The sequence below is a fragment of the Streptomyces sp. NPDC088923 genome (genome assembly GCF_044749745.1).
GTDB lineage: Bacteria > Actinomycetota > Actinomycetes > Streptomycetales > Streptomycetaceae > Streptomyces.
Map to the genome: position 1 here is coordinate 21711 of NZ_JBIVIO010000007.1, position 15136 is coordinate 36846.

A 15136-nucleotide genomic window follows, 5' to 3' on the forward strand; every position below is an offset into this window, starting at 1 on the left:
GCCTTTGCGCAAGGTCCCCCGATGTCATGTCGAGGAAGGGTGGCGGCTCGCCGCTCCAGTCTGTACAACGTTGCAAGGAACGGCAGTTGGCATGAGAGCACGCCCTCTCGCCTACTGTCCAGGGTCATGACAGACGCGTCCGGGCGCCGGACGCGGAGTGAAGCGGAGGGGTTTTCGTGCGGGTGAGCCTCAAGGACGTCGCGCAACTGGCGGGCGTGTCGATCAAGACCGTCTCGAACGTGGTCAATCACTACGAGCACGTCACGCCGGCCATGCGGGAGCGGGTCCAGCGGGCCATCGACGAACTGGGGTACCGCCCCAATCTGACCGCCCGCAACCTGCGCAAGGGCCGGACGGGGATCATCGCGCTCGCGGTGCCCGAGCTGGGCAATCCCTATTTCGCCGAGCTGGCGGGGGAGGTGATCGACGCGGCGGCCGAGCACGAGCTGACGGTGCTGCTCGACCACACGCGGGGCGAGCGCGAGCGGGAGGTCCTGGTCAGTCAGGGCTTCCGGGCGCGGGTCATCGACGGGCTGATCCTGTCGCCGCTCGAACTGGAACCGGAGGACCTCTCGGCCAGGACGGACGACGTACCGCTCGTGCTGCTCGGGGAGCGGGAGTACGCGCTGCCCTATCCGCACATCGCGATCGACAACGTCGCGGCGGCCCGCAGCGCGGTACGGCACCTGATCCGGCTCGGCCGGACCCGGATCGCCTTCCTCGGGGCGCGCACCGATTCCCCGAACAGGCCCGCCCAGCTGCGGCTTCAGGGCTGGCGGGAGGAGTTGCGGGCGGCGGGGCTCGAAGGCGGGGAGCGGCTGGCGGCGCCGACGGGGGGCTGGGACCGGGGCGACGGGGCGGAGGGGATGGCGCGGCTGCTGGACTCGGGGGTGCGTCCTGACGCCGTGTTCGCTTACAACGATCTGGTAGCGGTGGGGGCGATGCGGGTGCTCCACGAGCGGGGCCTGCGGGTCCCGTGGGACGTGGCGGTCGTCGGATTCGACGACGTACCGGAGTCGCGGTACGGCGCCGTGACGCTCACGACGGTCTCGCCCGACAAGAGGGCGATCGCGCGGCTCGCGGTGTCCTCGCTGGTCAGCTCGCTGGAGCGGGCCGCGGCGCTGCGCGGGAGCCCGGACGCGGACGCGCGGCCCGAGCAACAGCCCTCCGTGTTCGCCCCCTTCCGGCTCCTGGAGCGCGAGAGCACACTCGGAAGGCGCTGAGGAGCCGTCGCGGGGGTACCCCGTCCGGCCGCCTTGGCCGGGAGGGGTTTACAGCCACCTTCCAACGATGTAAAAACCAGACGCACAAGCGGAGTTGGCCCGGAGAAGCGGGGCCGACCGCAGTACGACCACGTTCCTTTCCCTTGTGCCCGTGTGCTCGCACGGGTCCGTGCCGCTACGGGAGAACACCATGAAGTCGTCCGCGTACCACCGCACCACCCTCAAGGCCCTCGTGGCCGTCTCCCTGACCGCGAGTCTCGCCCTTGCCACCGGCTGCGCGAAGTCGGAGGACGACGACAGCGGGTCGAAGGACACGAACGCGACCGCGACGGAGAGCAAGGACGCGGGGCAGGTCGTCGAGACCCCGGCGGCCGGCGGCAAGGGCTGCACGCTCGACGCCTACGGTGCGAAGAAGATCGACCTGGCCTCGGCGACGGTGGGCTTCTCGCAGTCCGAGAAGGAGGCCAACCCCTTCCGCATCGCCGAGACGGCCTCGCTCAAGTCCGAGGCGAAGAAGCGCGGCGTCAAACTCCTCGCCGTCAACGCGCAGTCGCAGTTCTCGAAGCAGATCAGCGATGTGCAGGACCTCATCGCGAAGGGCGCGGACCTGCTCGTCATCGCGCCGCTCAACTCGGACGGCTGGGAGCCGGTGCTCCAGGCCGCGAGCGCCAAGAAGATCCCGATCGTCACGATCGACCGCAAGATCAACGCCGATCCGTGCAAGGACTACGTGAGCTTCATCGGCTCCGACTTCGTCGAGCAGGGCAAGCGCGCCGCCGACAAGATGATCGAGGCGACGGGCGGCAAGGGCGAGGTCGCGATCCTGCTCGGCGCGGCGGGGAACAATGTGACGACCGAGCGCACCAAGGGCTTCAAGGACCGCATCGCCGAGAAGGCCCCGGACCTCAAGGTGGTCTTCGAGCAGACGGGCGACTTCGCCCGCGAGAAGGGCCAGTCGGTCACCGAGCAGCTCATCCAGTCCAAGCCCGGGATCAAGGGCATCTACGCCGAGAACGACGAGATGGGCCTCGGCGCCGTCAACGCCCTCAAGAGCGCGGGCAAGAAGCCCGGAGCCGTGAAGATCGTGACGGTCGACGGGACGCGCAACGCGGTCAAGCAGATCGTGGACGGCTGGATCTCCGGCGTCATCGAGTCCAACCCGCGCTTCGGCCCGCTCGCCTTCCAGACCCTCGACACCTTCACGAAGGGCGAGGAGGTCCAGCAGGACATCGTCATCAAGGACAGCGCCTACGACAAGACCAACGCCGAGGCCGACCTGGGCAAGGCCTTCTGATGCTCTCCGTTTCCGGGCTGACCAAGGTCTTTCCCGGGACGCGTGCCCTCGACGGCGTGGACTTCACCGCCCGCGCCGGCGAGGTGCACGCGCTCATCGGGGAGAACGGGGCCGGCAAGTCCACACTCATCAAGGTGCTCACCGGGGTCTACCGGGCCGACGGGGGCAGCGTCACGTACCAGGGCGAACAGGTGCGGTTCGCGACCCCGCTCCAGGCGCAGGAGGCGGGCATCTCCACGATCTACCAGGAGGTGAACCTCGTCCCGCTCATGAGCGTGGCGCGCAATCTCTTCCTGGGCCGCGAGCCGCGCCGCGCCCTCGGCCTCGTGGACTTCGGCCGGATGCACCGCGAGGCCGCGCAGGCGCTCGCGGGGCTCGGGGTGCGGGTGGACGTACGCCGTCCGCTCGGTGAACTGAGCGTCGGTACGCAGCAGATGGTGGCACTGGCCCGCGCGGTCTCGGTGAACGCGAAGGTCGTCATCATGGACGAGCCGACGTCGTCGCTGGAGCCGCGCGAGGTGGAGACGCTCTTCGGCGTCATCCGGATGCTGCGCGAGCGGGGCATCGCGGTGGTGTACGTGAGCCACCGGCTCGACGAGCTGTACGAGGTGTGCGACCAGGTGACGGTGCTGCGCGACGGCAAGGTGGTGCACACCGGGCCGCTCGCGGAGCTGGAACGGCTGCGGCTCGTGTCGCTCATGCTGGGCAGGCAGCTCGGCGAGGTGCGCGCGGAGGGCGTCACGAAGTTCACGGGCAATCACGCGCGCGAGGGACGGCCGGTGCTCGCCGTGGAGGACCTGTCGGTGCGCCACCAACTGGAGAAGGTGTCGTTCGCGGTCCGCCCCGGGGAGGTCGTCGGGCTCGGCGGGCTGCTCGGCTCGGGCCGCAGCGAGACCGTGCGGGCCGTGGCCGGCGCGCTGCCCCCCGACGCGGGCACGGTCGCGGTGGACGGTGACCCGGTACGTACCGGATCGACGCCCGCCGCGATACGCGCCGGGATCAGCCTGCTGCCCGAGGACCGCAAGGCCGAGGGGATCGTGCCGGGCCTGTCGGTGCGCGAGAACATCGCGCTCGCGGCGCTCCCCGGGCTCTCGCGCTTCGGTCTCGTGGACGAGAAGCGCGTCGACAGGATCGTGGACACCTTCGTCAAGCGGCTGCGCATCAAGACCTCGGGTGTCGGCCAGAAGGTCGGCGAGCTGTCCGGCGGCAATCAGCAGAAGGTGCTGCTCGCGCGCTGGCTCGCGATGCAGCCGAAGGTGCTGCTCCTCGACGAGCCGACCCGGGGCATCGACGTCGGCGCGAAGGCGGAGGTGCAGCGGCTCGTCGACGAACTGGCCGGGGAGGGACTCGGTGTCGTGCTCATCTCCTCCGATCCGGAGGAACTCGTGGAGGGCTCGGACCGCGTGGTGGTGCTGAAGGACGGCGCGGTGGTCGCCGAACTGTCGGGGGACGAGGTGAGCGAGGACCACCTCATGGCGGCGATCGCCACCGCACCCTCGGCGGACGAACAGGCGGGCAAGGCGGAGATCGCCTCGGTGGTGCCGCCCGCGGACGCGCTCCTCGGCGGGAGCGGCGGAAGCGACGCGGCCGGGAAGGGGGACGGGGATGACTGAGCTGACACTGCGCGCCACGCTCGCCGACCGGCAGCGGCTGCGCCAACTGCTCCAGGAGTACGGGGTCTACGCGGGCGTCGTCGTCCTCCTCCTCGTCAACATCGCCTTCACCCCCCACTTCCTGTCCACCGAGAACTTCCGCACCCAGGCCGTGCAGGTCGCGCCGATCGTCATCGTGGCGCTCGGCATGGCGCTCGCGATCGGCACCGAGGGCGTGGACCTGTCGGTGGGCGCGGTGATGGCGCTCGCGACGTCCTTGCTGTCGTTGTATCTCGGGTACGGGCTCGTACCGGCGCTGCTCATGGCGGCGTTCGGCGGGGTGCTCGCGGGGCTCGCGAGCGGGGCGCTCGTCGCCTTCGTCGGGGTGCAGCCGATCGTGGCGACACTCGCGCTGATGGTGGGCGGTCGCGGCCTCGCGCTCGTGCTGCTCCCCCAACTCAAGGACGTGCGCAACTCCGGGATGAACACGCTCGGCACGGGCTCCGTGCTGGGTATCCCGTATCTCGTCGTCATCGCCGCCGTGCTCGCCGTGGTGGTGGCCTTCGTGGTGCGGCGCACCACGTTCGGGCGGCAGTTGCTCGCGATCGGCGACAGCCGGGCGGCGGCGAAGCTCGCGGGGCTCCCGGTGCGGCGCGTGCTGGTCATCGTGTACGTGGTGTCGGGACTGCTCGCGGCGGTGGCGGGGATTCTCGCGACGGCGCGGCTCCAGGCGAGCGACCCGACCTCGCTCGGCACCCTCATGGAACTCTCCGCGATCACCGCCGTCGTGGTGGGCGGCACCCCGCTGTCGGGGGGCCGGGTACGGATCGGCGGCACGGTCGCGGGCGCGGTGCTCATCCAGTTGCTGACGGCCACGCTCATCAAGCACGACCTGCCGCCCTCGTGGACGCAGATCGCGCAGGCGGTCGTCATCGTTCTCGCGGTCTACGCGGCGCGGGAGAGGGGGAAGCGGTGAACGGCACGATCGCCGAGGTCCCGGCCGAGGAGAAGCAGGTGTACCCCGAGGAGCGGGGCCCCGGTCGCGGGGAGCGGCTGAGCGCGCTCGCGCAGCAGCACGGGGCGCTGCTCACGCTCGTCCTGGCGGTCATCGTCGCGAGCCTGTGCTTCGACACGTTCCTGACCGGGGACAACCTGGAGGGCATGGCGCTGTCCTCGTCGTTCCTGGCCGTGGTGGCGCTCGGCATGACCTTCGTCATCGTCACGGGCGGCATCGACCTCTCGGTCGGCTCGCTCTTCGCGCTCGGCGGGGTGCTCGCGGCGTGGGGTTCGCGGTACGGCACCGCGGTGGCGCTGTTGCTGCCGCTCGCGGTGTGCGGGCTCATCGGCCTGGTGAACGGGTTGCTCATCTCGCGGGCGCGGCTCGCGCCGTTCATCGTGACGCTGGCGTCGATGCTCGGCGCGCGGGGGCTGCTGCTCGCGGTGACGGACGAGGGCGCGAACACGTATCTCGTCGACAAGTCGACGTGGTTCACGCACCTGGGGCAGAGCAAGCTGCTCGGCATCGGGGTCCCGGTGTGGATCACGGTGGCGCTGTTCCTGCTCGGCGGGGTCGCGCTGCGCCGCAGCCGTTTCGGGCAGTACGTGTACGCGGTGGGCGGGAACGAGGACGCGGCGGCGCTCATGGGCGTGCCCGTGGCCCGTACCAAGACGTACGTGTACACGTTGTCGGGGCTGTGCGCGGGTCTCGCGGGCGCCCTGAACGCGGCGTGGCTGGCGTCGGGCGTGACGATCCTCGGCAACGGCATGGAGCTGGACGCGATCTCGGCCGTGGTGATCGGCGGGACGCTCCTGAGCGGCGGCTCCGGCTTCCTGAGCGGTTCGCTCGTGGGGGTGCTGCTGCTGAAGGTGATCCAGAACATCATCAACCAGATCGGCTCGCTGGACTCCTCGTACCAGCAGGTGGTGTCCGGGGCGTTCCTGGCGGTCGTGGTGATCGCACAGACGTGGCTGGCGAAACGGAGGCGGCGGATGGGGTGAGGGGGCGGGAGCCTGCGTGCGGCAGTGCCGTCGCGGGGCTCCGCTCCGCAATCGCCGGAGGGGCTGGGACGAGTCTCACTCCCCCAGGGCTCCCTCGACAAGTGCCGCCCACTGCCGCACCACGCGCTCCCGGCGGGGGCCGTCGTCCGTGAGGAGGTCGGCGAGGCCGAGGCCGCGGCACATGTCGAGGAGACCCTGGACCGTTTCGCGGGTGCCGGGGCGGGACTCGTCGGCGTCGAGGAGGGTGACGGCGATGCGGTGGGTCTCGCGGCCCACGCGGGCTTCGAGGGCCACGACCTCCTCGCGCAGGGTGTCCTCCTGCGAGGCGACGACCCAGAGTTGGAGCGCGGCGCGGAAGAGCGGGCCCGTGTAGAGGTCGGCGAGGGCGGAGACGACGGCGTGGCGGTCGGGCGGGGGGCCGGGGAAGAGGGCGCGCAGGGCCGCGGAGCGTTCCTCGGCCATGTAGGCGACGGCCGCGGTGAAGAGGTCCTCGCGGGTCGGGAAGTGGTGCTGGGCGGCACCGCGCGAGACGCCCGCGCGCTCGGCGACGACGGCGACGGTGGAGCGGGTCCAGCCGTGTTCGGCGACGCACGTGACGGCGGCTTCGAGGAGCCGTTCGCGCGTGGCGCGGCTGCGGTCCTGGCGGGGTGCTCTGCCGCGTGCGGCGCGTGTCACCGTGCCCATGGGGGCTCCCGTCGTTCGAGGAAGGCCGTCATCCCCTCGCGTGCTTCGGCGGAGGCGAAGAGCCCGGCCGAGAGGGCGAGCATGTCCTCGCCGCGCGCGGCGAAGTCCGCGAGCACTGTAGCGGTGGCGAGCCGCTTGCTCTCGGCGAGGCCCTGCGGGGAGCACGCGCGCAGGGCGTCGAGTACGGGGGCGAGTGCCGCGTCGGTGTCCGCCACGGCCTCGGTGACGAGCCCGACGCGGGCGGCCTCGGCGGGCCCGAAGCGCTCCCCGGTGAGGTAGTAGCGGCGGGCGGCGGTGTGGTCGAGGCGGGCGGCGAGGGGGAGGGAGATGACCGCGGGCGCGAGGCCGAGGCGGGCCTCGGTGAAGGCGAAGTCGGCGCGGGGCCCGGCGAAGCCGAGGTCGCAGGCGCCGAGCAGGCCGAGGCCCCCGGCCCGTACGTGCCCGGTGACGGCGGCGACGACGGGCTTGGGGAGGGCGACGACGGTACGGAGCAGGGCGAGGATCGCGGCGGGTTCGGGGGGTTCCTTGAGGTCGGCACCGGCGCTGAACGTCGTCCCGGTGTGGCCGAGGACGACGGCGCGGACGCCGGGGTCGGCGCCCGCTTCGGTGAGAGCCGTCGTGAGGGCGGCGACGAGCGGGGCGGAGAGCGCGTTGCGGCGCTCGGGGGCGTCGAGCAGGAGGGTGCGCACGCCCCGCTCGTCGGGGCCGGTGCGGAGGGTCACGACAACTCCCGTTTTTCTAGTAGGACTTGGGCAGGCCGAGGGTCTGGTGGGAGACGTAGTTGAGGATCATCTCGCGGCTCACGGGCGCGATGCGGGCGACGCGGCTCGCGGTGAGGAGCGAGGCGAGCTGGAACTCCTCGGTGAGGCCGTTGCCGCCGAGTGTGTGCACGGACTGGTCGACGGCGTGCGCGCAGGCTTCGGCGGCGGCGTACTTGGCCATGTTGGCGGCCTCGCCCGCGCCGATGTCGTCGCCCGCGTCGTAGAGCGCGGCGGCGCGGCGGGTCATGAGGCGGGCGAGTTCGAGTTCGATGTGGGCCTGGGCGAGGGGGTGGGCGATGGCCTGGTGGGCGCCGATGGGCGTCTTCCAGACGGTGCGTTCCCTGGCGTACGCGACGGCGCGGCCGAGCGCGTAGCGGCCCATGCCGATCGCGAAGGCGGCGGTCATGACGCGCTCGGGGTTGAGCCCGGCGAAGAGCTGGAGGAGTCCCGCGTCCTCGTCGCCGACGAGCGCGGCGGCGGGGAGCCTGACGTCGTCGAGGGTCAGCTCGAACTGCTTCTCCGCGGCCTTGAGTTCCATCGCGAGGGGTCTGCGCGTGAAGCCGGGCGCGTCGGTGGGGACGATGAAGAGGCAGGGCTTGAGGCGCCCGCTGCGGGCGTCGGCGGTGCGTCCGACGACGAGGACGGCGTCGGCGAGGTCGACGCCCGAGATGAACACCTTGCGCCCGGTGAGGAGCCAGTCCTCGCCGTCGCGGCGCGCGGTGGTGGTGATGCGGTGGGAGTTGGAGCCCGCGTCGGGTTCGGTGATGCCGAAGGCCATGACGCGGCTGCCGTCGGCGAGTCCGGGCAGCCAGGCGCGTTTCTGCGCCTCGGTGCCGAAGCGGGCGATGACGGTGGCGCAGATCGCCGGGGACACGACCATCATGAGCAGCGGCGACCCGGCGGCGCCGAGTTCTTCGAGGACGAGGGCGAGTTCGCTGATCCCGCCGCCCCCTCCCCCGTACTCCTCGGGGATGCTCACGCCGAGGTAGCCGAGCTTTCCCGCCTCGCGCCACAGCTCGTGCGGCGGTTCCCCGGCGGCGAGCGTGCGGGTGAGGTAGTCGCGGCCGTAGGAGCGGGCGAAGGCGGCGACGGCGGCGCGCAGGTCCTGGTGCTCCTGGCTCTCCACGATGTCGGAAGCGCTCATGGTGCGGGGTCCTCCTTCGGGGAACGGGGTGTGTCGTGCGGGGGTTCCGCGTCCTCGATGACCGCGAGGAGGGCGCCGACCTCGACCTGCCGGCCGGGCTCGACGGGCAGGCGGACGAGGACTCCGGCGCGCGGGGCGCTCACGCGGTGCTCCATCTTCATCGCCTCCAGCCACAACAGGGGTGCGCCCTCGGTGACCTCGGCCCCTTCGCGGATTCCCTCGGCGAGGCGGACGACGGTGCCGGGGAGCGGGGCGAGGAGGGAGCCGGGCGCGGTGGTGGCGGCGGGTTCGGGGAAACGGGGCAGGGCGGTGAAGGCGTGCGAGGTGCCGCCGGGGGTGTCGACGTACACCTCGGCGCCGTCCTGCTCGCCGTAGACGGCGACGTGGTACGTGCGGCGGACACCGTCGCTCGTGAGGTGGACGGTGCCGGGGGCGGTGTCCGGTGCGACGGTGACGCCGGGGTGGTCCTCGGGGCGGATGCCGTGGCGGGTGGTGCGGTAGCGCACCTCGTGGACCGTCCCGGCGGGTCCGGCGCGGTAGGCGCGCAGCGCGGGCGCCGAGGGGAGGTTGCGCCAGCCGCCGACGGGGCGGCCGCGCGCTTCGGCGGCGGTACGGGCCTGGGCGACGGCGGCGGCGAGTGCGGCCAGTTCCTCCGTACGGGCGTCGGCGGGTGCGGTCAGCTCGGTGAGGCGGCGCCCGTAGAAGGAGGTGTCGGCGCCGCCCGCGACGACTTCGGGGTGGCGCAGCGTACGGGCGAGGAGGTCGCGGTTGGTGACGGGGCCGTGGAGCGTGGTGCGTTCGAGTCCGTCGGCGAGGGCGCGCAGGGCTGCCGTGCGGGTGGGGGCATGGGCGACGAGTTTGGCGAGGAGCGGGTCGTAGTAGACGCCGATGGTGGCGCCGTCCGTGACCCCGGAGTCGGTGCGCAGGTGGGCGGGAGTGCGGAAGCGGTGCAGGCGTCCGGTACGGGGGCGCCAGTCGTCGGCGGGGTCCTCGGCGTAGAGGCGGGCCTCGACGGCGTGCCCGCTCGGCGCGGGGGGCGCGGGCGGGAGGGGCTCGCCCTCGGCCACGGCGATCTGGAGCGCGACAAGGTCGACGCCGTACACCGCCTCGGTGACGGGGTGTTCGACCTGGAGGCGCGTGTTCATCTCCAGGAAGTGGGCGCGGTCCTCGTCGACGAGGAACTCGACGGTCCCCGCGCCGGTGTACGCGACGGCGCGCGCGGCGGCTTCGGCGGCGCCGTGCAGGCTTTCGCGCAGCGCGGGGGGCAGGTGGGGCGCGGGCGCTTCCTCGATGACCTTCTGGTGGCGGCGCTGGAGGGAGCAGTCGCGGGTGCCGAGGACCCACACGGTGCCGTGGAGGTCGGCGAGGATCTGCACCTCGACGTGGCGGCCCCGGTCGAGGTAGGGCTCGGCGAACACCTCGTCGTCGCCGAAGGCGGCGCGGGCCTCGGCGCGCGCGGCGGTGAGTTCGGCGGGCAGGTCCGCGAGGTCCCGTACGAGCCGCATCCCGCGCCCGCCGCCGCCCGCGGCGGCCTTGAGGAGCAGCGGGAGGTCCTTCTCGCCGGCCCGCGCGGGATCGACGGCCGCGAGGAGGGGGACGCCCGCGCGGGCCATGAGGTCCTTGGCGCGGGTCTTGGAGGCCATCGCCTCGACGGCCTCGGGCGGCGGTCCGATCCAGGTGAGCCCGGCGCGGGTGACGGCGCGCGCGAAGGCGGCGTTCTCGGAGAGGAAGCCGTAGCCGGGGTGCACGGCGTCGGCCCCGGAGGCCTTGGCGGCGTCCAGGATCAGGTCGGCGCGCAGATAGGTGTCGGCGGGGGCGGCGCCGGGGAGGCGGACGGCGAGGTCGGCTTCGGTGGTGTGCGGGGCGTGCGTGTCGGGATCGGAGTGGACGGCGACGGTGGTGATGCCGAGCGTGCGGCAGGTGCGCTGGACGCGGCGGGCGATCTCACCGCGGTTGGCGACGAGGAGACGGGTGACGGGGCGCGGGGTGATGGTCATGGGGTGGCTCCTCTCGCGGGGTGGTGGCGGGTGCTCTCGTACGGGCGCGGGCGGCCGGGGGCACACGGTCCGCGCCGGGCCGTCCCGTACCGCCCCTTACATGCGGAAGACACCGAACCCCCCTCGGTTGCCCCGGACTTCGGCCGTGTGGACGGCCGAGAGGCACAGGCCGAGAACGGTGCGTGTGTCGCGCGGGTCGATGATGCCGTCGTCGTAGAGGCGCCCCGAGAGGAAGACGGGCAGGGACTCGGCCTCGACCTGCCGCTCGACCATCGCGCGCAGCGAGGCGTCCGCGTCCTCGTTGTACGGGCGGCCCTTCGCGGCGGCCGAGGCGCGGGCGACGAGCGAGAGGACCCCGGCGAGTTGCTGGGGGCCCATGACGGCGGACTTGGCGCTGGGCCAGGCGAAGAGGAAGCGCGGGTCGAACGCGCGCCCGCACATGCCGTAGTGCCCGGCCCCGTAGGAGGCGCCGATGAGGACGGACAGGTGCGGGACGCGGGAGTTGGCGACGGCGTTGATCATCATGCTGCCGTGTTTGACGATGCCGCCCTGCTCGTACTCCTTGCCGACCATGAAGCCGGTCGTGTGGTGGAGGAAGAGGAGGGGGATGTCGCGTTGGTTGGCGAGCTGGATGAACTGGGCCGCCTTCTGCGACTCCTCGCTGAACAGGACGCCCCGCGTGTTGGCGAGGATGCCGATCGGGTAGCCGTGCAGGCGCGCCCAGCCGGTGGTGAGGCTGGTGCCGTAGAGCGGCTTGAACTCGTCGTAGTCGGAGTCGTCGACGAGCCGTGCGACGACCTCGCGCGGGTCGAAGGGCTCACGCAGGTCCTCGGGGACGAGACCGAGGAGTTCCTCGGCGTCGTGGCGGGGCGGTGCGGCGGGTTCCGGTGCCGAGTGGGCCTTGCGGTGGTTGAGGCGGGCGACGACGCGGCGGGCGAGGCGGAGGGCGTCGGGCTCATCGAGGGCGAGGTGGTCGGCGAGGCCCGAGGTGCGGGCGTGCATGTCCGCGCCGCCGAGTGATTCGTCGTCGCTCTCCTCTCCGGTCGCCATCTTGACGAGCGGCGGGCCGCCGAGGAAGACCTTCGCGTGGTCCTTGACCATGACGACGTGGTCGGACATGCCGGGGATGTACGCGCCGCCCGCCGTCGAGTTGCCGAAGACGACGGCGACGGTCGGGATGCCCTCCGCGGACAGGCGCGTGAGGTCGCGGAAGAGCGCGCCGCCCGGGATGAAGATCTCCTTCTGCGAGGGCAGGTCGGCGCCGCCCGACTCGACGAGGCTGATGACGGGCAGCCGGTTGGCGCGGGCGATCTCGTTGGCGCGCAGCGCCTTCCTGAGCGTCCAGGGGTTGCTCGCGCCGCCGCGCACGGTCGGGTCGTTGGCGGTGATGACGCACTCGACGCCGCTGACGGTGCCGATCCCGGTGACGAGCGAGGCGCCCACGGCCCAGTCGCTGCCCCAGCCGGCGAGCGGGGACAGTTCGAGGAACGGCGTGTCGCGGTCGAGGAGGAGTTCGACGCGCTCGCGGGCGAGGAGCTTGCCGCGCCCGTGGTGGCGCGTCACGTACTTCTCACCGCCGCCCGCGAGGGCCTTGGCGTGCTCGGTGCCGAGTGCGGCGAGCTTGTCGAGGAGCGCGGCGCGGCGCGCGAGGTGGTCGGGTGCGGTGGGGTCGACGGTGCTGGTCAGTGCGGTCACGCGCGGGTCTCCTCAGGCGCTTCGGGGGGCTCCGGTGCGGGGACGGGGCCGAGCAGGCCCTCCGGTACGTCGGTGTGGCGCGCGCGCAGCCACTCCCCCAGCGCCTTCGCCTGCGGGTCGAAGCGGTCGCGCGCCGCGGCGCCCTCGCCGAGGAGGCCCTCGATCACGAAGTTGACGGCGTGCAAATGGGGCAGGACGTGCCGGGTGACGGGGAGGGGCGCGGTCTCGGGGAGGAGGGTGCGCAGCCGCTCGGTGGTGAGGTGGTGGACGAGCCAGGGCCACGCGGCGGGCTCGCGCGCCCAGACGCCGAGGTTGGCGTCGCCGCCCTTGTCCCCGCTGCGCGCCCCGGCGACGTGCCCGAGCGGGACCCGGCGCACGGGTCCGGGGGCGGGCGGCGGGGGCAGTTCGGCGGCGGGCACGGTCGCCGGGGGTGTCGCGGTGTGCGGGGGCGGCGGGATGGCGACGCTGGTGCCGTCCGCGAGGTGGGCGGTGTGGCGCACGGCGGTCTGTGCGACGGTCGTCGCGGTGAACACGCCGTACGGGGACGGCCTTCCCGGCGGCGCGGTGAGGTGGAAGCCGGGGTATCCGGCGAGGCCGAGTTCGACGGCGGCGGCGCCGATCCGGCGGCCGACGGTCTCGGGGTCCGCGTCGCGTACGACGAGGCGGAGCAGGGCGCTCGCGGTCTCCTCGGTGGCGGCGTCGGGGTGGTCGGTGCGGACGAGTTCCCAGTCGGCCCGGGCGGGGGGCCGCTCGGCGAGGGCCTCGGTGAGCTGGGCGCGCACGAGTGCGGCCTTGGCGGGGATGTCGAGTCCGGTGAGGACGAGGACGACCTCGCCCCGGTGGCCGCCGAGACGGCTGAGCCCCACCTTCAGCGTGGGCGGCGGCGCCTCGCCCCGTACGCCGTGCACACGGACCCGGTCGGGGCCCTCCTGGACGAGGCGCACGGTGTCGAGGCGGGCGACGACGTCGGGCCCGAGGTAGCGCGCGGGGCCCGTCTCGTAGAGGAGCTGGGCTGTGACCGTGCCCGTCGTGACGGCGCCGCCCGTGCCGGGGTGCTTGGTGAGGACCGCGCTGCCGTCGGCGGCGATCTCGGCGAGCGGGAAGCCGGGGCGGCGTACGTCGTGGGCGGTGAAGTCGCTGTAGTTGCCGCCCGTGACCTGGGCGCCGCACTCCAGGAGGTGCCCCGCGACGACGGCGCCCGCGAGACGGTCGTGGTCGGTCGGCTCCCAGCCGAAGTGCGCGGCGGCGGCACCGCTGACCAGGGCCGCGTCGGTGACGCGCCCGGTCACGACGAGTTGGGCGCCCGCGCGCAGGCACGCGGTGATGCCGTGGCCGCCGAGGTAGGCGTTGGCGGTGAGCACGCCCTCGCCCCAGCTCTCGCGGCCGGACGCCTCGGGGTGGGCGAGGAGGTCGTCCCCGCTCACGTACGCGACGGGTATGTCGAGCCCCTCGCGGCGCACGAGCCGCCGCAGTTCCCCGGCCAGTCCCGCCGGGTTGAGGCCGCCCGCGTTGGTGACGACGCGGACGCCGCGTTCGGCGACGAGGTGGAGGCACTCGGCGAGCTGGCGCGGGAAGGTGCAGACGTACCCGGCCGCGGGGTCCTTGAGCCGGTCGCGGCCGAGGATGAGCATCGTCAGCTCGGCGAGGTAGTCCCCGGTGAGCACGTCGAGCGGCCCGTCCGAGAGCATCTCACGCACGGCGGAGAAACGGTCCCCGTAGAAGCCGGAGGCGTTGCCGACACGGAGCGGGGCGAGTGGGGCGGAGGGGGTCAACGCGGTTACTCCTCACCGGGGTTGGTGCGGCGTGGGGGCGTCGCACGGTGCAGCATCACAGCGCGGGAGAAAACAAGCAAGCGTGCTTGCATGATTTTTCCGGGCCCGGCACGGCGGAATACCGGTTGCCCCGGGCGGTCCCCGCGCCCAAGGATCGGCGGGTTCGCCCCTTTCCCGACCCCGGAGCCGCACCGTGGACCTCCTCGCCGCTCTCCCCCTGCGCACCCCCCGCCTGACGCTGCGCCCCTTCACGCCAAAGGACACCGACGCGATGCACGCGTACCAGCGCCTGCCCGAGGTCGCCCGCTACCTGTACCGCCCGCCCCGCACGCGCGCCGAGTGCGAGGCGGTGATCGCCGTGCCGCCCGCGTGGGAGAAGGAGGGCGACCGGGTCCTCCTCGCGGTGTGCCCCACGCCGCCCGCGCCCGGCGTGCCCGCGCTCGCCGGCGAGGTGAGCGTGAACCTGCGCGATCCGCGCGCCCGCCAGGCGGAGATCGGGTGGTCCCTGCACCCGGGGGCGGTGGGCCGCGGCTACGCGACCGAGGCGGCCCGCGCCCTCGCCCACCTCGCCTTCACCCTCGGCGCCCACCGCCTCTACGCCCGCGTGGACGCCGAGAACACCGCGTCCTTCCGCGTCTGCGAACGCCTCGGCATGCGCCGCGAGGCCCACTTGGTGGAGAACGACCTGTGGGAGGGGCGATGGGGCGACGAGTTCGTGTACGGGCTGCTGGCGCGGGAGTTCGGTGGCTGAGGGGCGTCGGTCGCCTCCGGATGGACACCGTCTTGACGGTCCGTCGCGGTGCCCCGACACTGGGGGAGACGGTCACGATCGTCAGCGCCCGCGCGGCTCGTCCCGCGCGCGGTTCATCGGCCCCGGCCCGCTGACAGGCAACCCTTCGACCGCGATGGGGTGCCCCGGGTGACGACCTGGTCCCGCCATGGCGGCGGGACAAGCGCGGCCCCGGTGGGGTGGCTG

The 15136-nt window shown here is 73.1% G+C and carries 12 protein-coding genes and 1 riboswitch; of the genes, 6 read left to right on the plus strand and 6 right to left on the minus strand.

Going from position 1 to position 15136, the window contains the following annotated elements:
- Window positions 1-176: 176 nt before the first annotated feature.
- From ACIP4O_RS23895 to ACIP4O_RS23915, 5 genes are all read left to right on the plus strand, one after another.
- Complete coding sequence (locus tag ACIP4O_RS23895) at window positions 177-1223, plus strand: LacI family DNA-binding transcriptional regulator (RefSeq protein ID WP_361335491.1); 1047 nt, start codon at window positions 177-179, stop codon at window positions 1221-1223.
- A 190-nt stretch (window positions 1224-1413) separates the two neighbouring features.
- Window positions 1414-2517 carry an ABC transporter substrate-binding protein gene (locus ACIP4O_RS23900; protein WP_164287800.1) on the plus strand — a complete coding sequence of 368 codons (1104 nt, stop codon included), beginning with the start codon at window positions 1414-1416 and terminating at the stop codon, window positions 2515-2517.
- Window positions 2517-4130, plus strand: coding sequence for a sugar ABC transporter ATP-binding protein (locus tag ACIP4O_RS23905; protein WP_401577341.1), 1614 nt, complete (start codon window positions 2517-2519; stop codon window positions 4128-4130). The genes ACIP4O_RS23900 and ACIP4O_RS23905 overlap by 1 nt, the downstream gene beginning before the upstream one ends.
- Window positions 4123-5085, plus strand: a complete 963-nt coding sequence (locus tag ACIP4O_RS23910; protein WP_401577343.1) for an ABC transporter permease — start codon at window positions 4123-4125, stop codon at window positions 5083-5085. The genes ACIP4O_RS23905 and ACIP4O_RS23910 overlap by 8 nt, the downstream gene beginning before the upstream one ends.
- Window positions 5082-6107 (plus strand): ABC transporter permease, encoded by a 1026-nt coding sequence (locus tag ACIP4O_RS23915; protein ID WP_401577345.1) that lies wholly within the window; start codon window positions 5082-5084, stop codon window positions 6105-6107. Before ACIP4O_RS23910 ends, ACIP4O_RS23915 begins: the two co-directional genes overlap by 4 nt.
- 75 nt (window positions 6108-6182) lie before the next feature.
- On the opposite strand, the gene ACIP4O_RS23920 is transcribed toward ACIP4O_RS23915, so the two are convergent.
- The 6 genes from ACIP4O_RS23920 to ACIP4O_RS23945 form a co-directional block, all read right to left on the minus strand.
- Window positions 6183-6791: a TetR/AcrR family transcriptional regulator gene (locus ACIP4O_RS23920; RefSeq protein WP_401577346.1), complete on the minus strand. Its 609-nt coding sequence runs from the start codon at window positions 6789-6791 to the stop codon at window positions 6183-6185.
- Window positions 6779-7513: an enoyl-CoA hydratase family protein gene (locus ACIP4O_RS23925; RefSeq protein WP_401577348.1), complete on the minus strand. Its 735-nt coding sequence runs from the start codon at window positions 7511-7513 to the stop codon at window positions 6779-6781. The genes ACIP4O_RS23920 and ACIP4O_RS23925 overlap by 13 nt, the downstream gene beginning before the upstream one ends.
- A gap of 16 nt (window positions 7514-7529) precedes the next feature.
- Window positions 7530-8696, minus strand: a complete 1167-nt coding sequence (locus ACIP4O_RS23930; protein WP_401577350.1) for an acyl-CoA dehydrogenase family protein — start codon at window positions 8694-8696, stop codon at window positions 7530-7532.
- Complete coding sequence (locus ACIP4O_RS23935; RefSeq protein WP_401577352.1) at window positions 8693-10693, minus strand: biotin carboxylase N-terminal domain-containing protein; 2001 nt, start codon at window positions 10691-10693, stop codon at window positions 8693-8695. The genes ACIP4O_RS23930 and ACIP4O_RS23935 overlap by 4 nt, the downstream gene beginning before the upstream one ends.
- Window positions 10694-10789: 96 nt before the next feature.
- Window positions 10790-12388 (minus strand): acyl-CoA carboxylase subunit beta, encoded by a 1599-nt coding sequence (locus tag ACIP4O_RS23940; RefSeq protein ID WP_401577354.1) that lies wholly within the window; start codon window positions 12386-12388, stop codon window positions 10790-10792.
- Entirely contained in the window at window positions 12385-14160 is a 1776-nt protein-coding gene (locus ACIP4O_RS23945) for an acyclic terpene utilization AtuA family protein (RefSeq protein WP_401577356.1), read from the minus strand. The genes ACIP4O_RS23940 and ACIP4O_RS23945 overlap by 4 nt, the downstream gene beginning before the upstream one ends.
- Before the next feature lie 193 nt (window positions 14161-14353).
- Here ACIP4O_RS23945 and ACIP4O_RS23950 point away from each other — a divergent pair, with 193 nt between their 5' ends.
- Window positions 14354-14911, plus strand: a complete 558-nt coding sequence (locus ACIP4O_RS23950; protein ID WP_401577358.1) for a GNAT family N-acetyltransferase — start codon at window positions 14354-14356, stop codon at window positions 14909-14911.
- Between the two features lie 70 nt (window positions 14912-14981).
- Window positions 14982-15122, plus strand: a riboswitch (SAM riboswitch).
- Window positions 15123-15136: the final 14 nt, after the last annotated feature.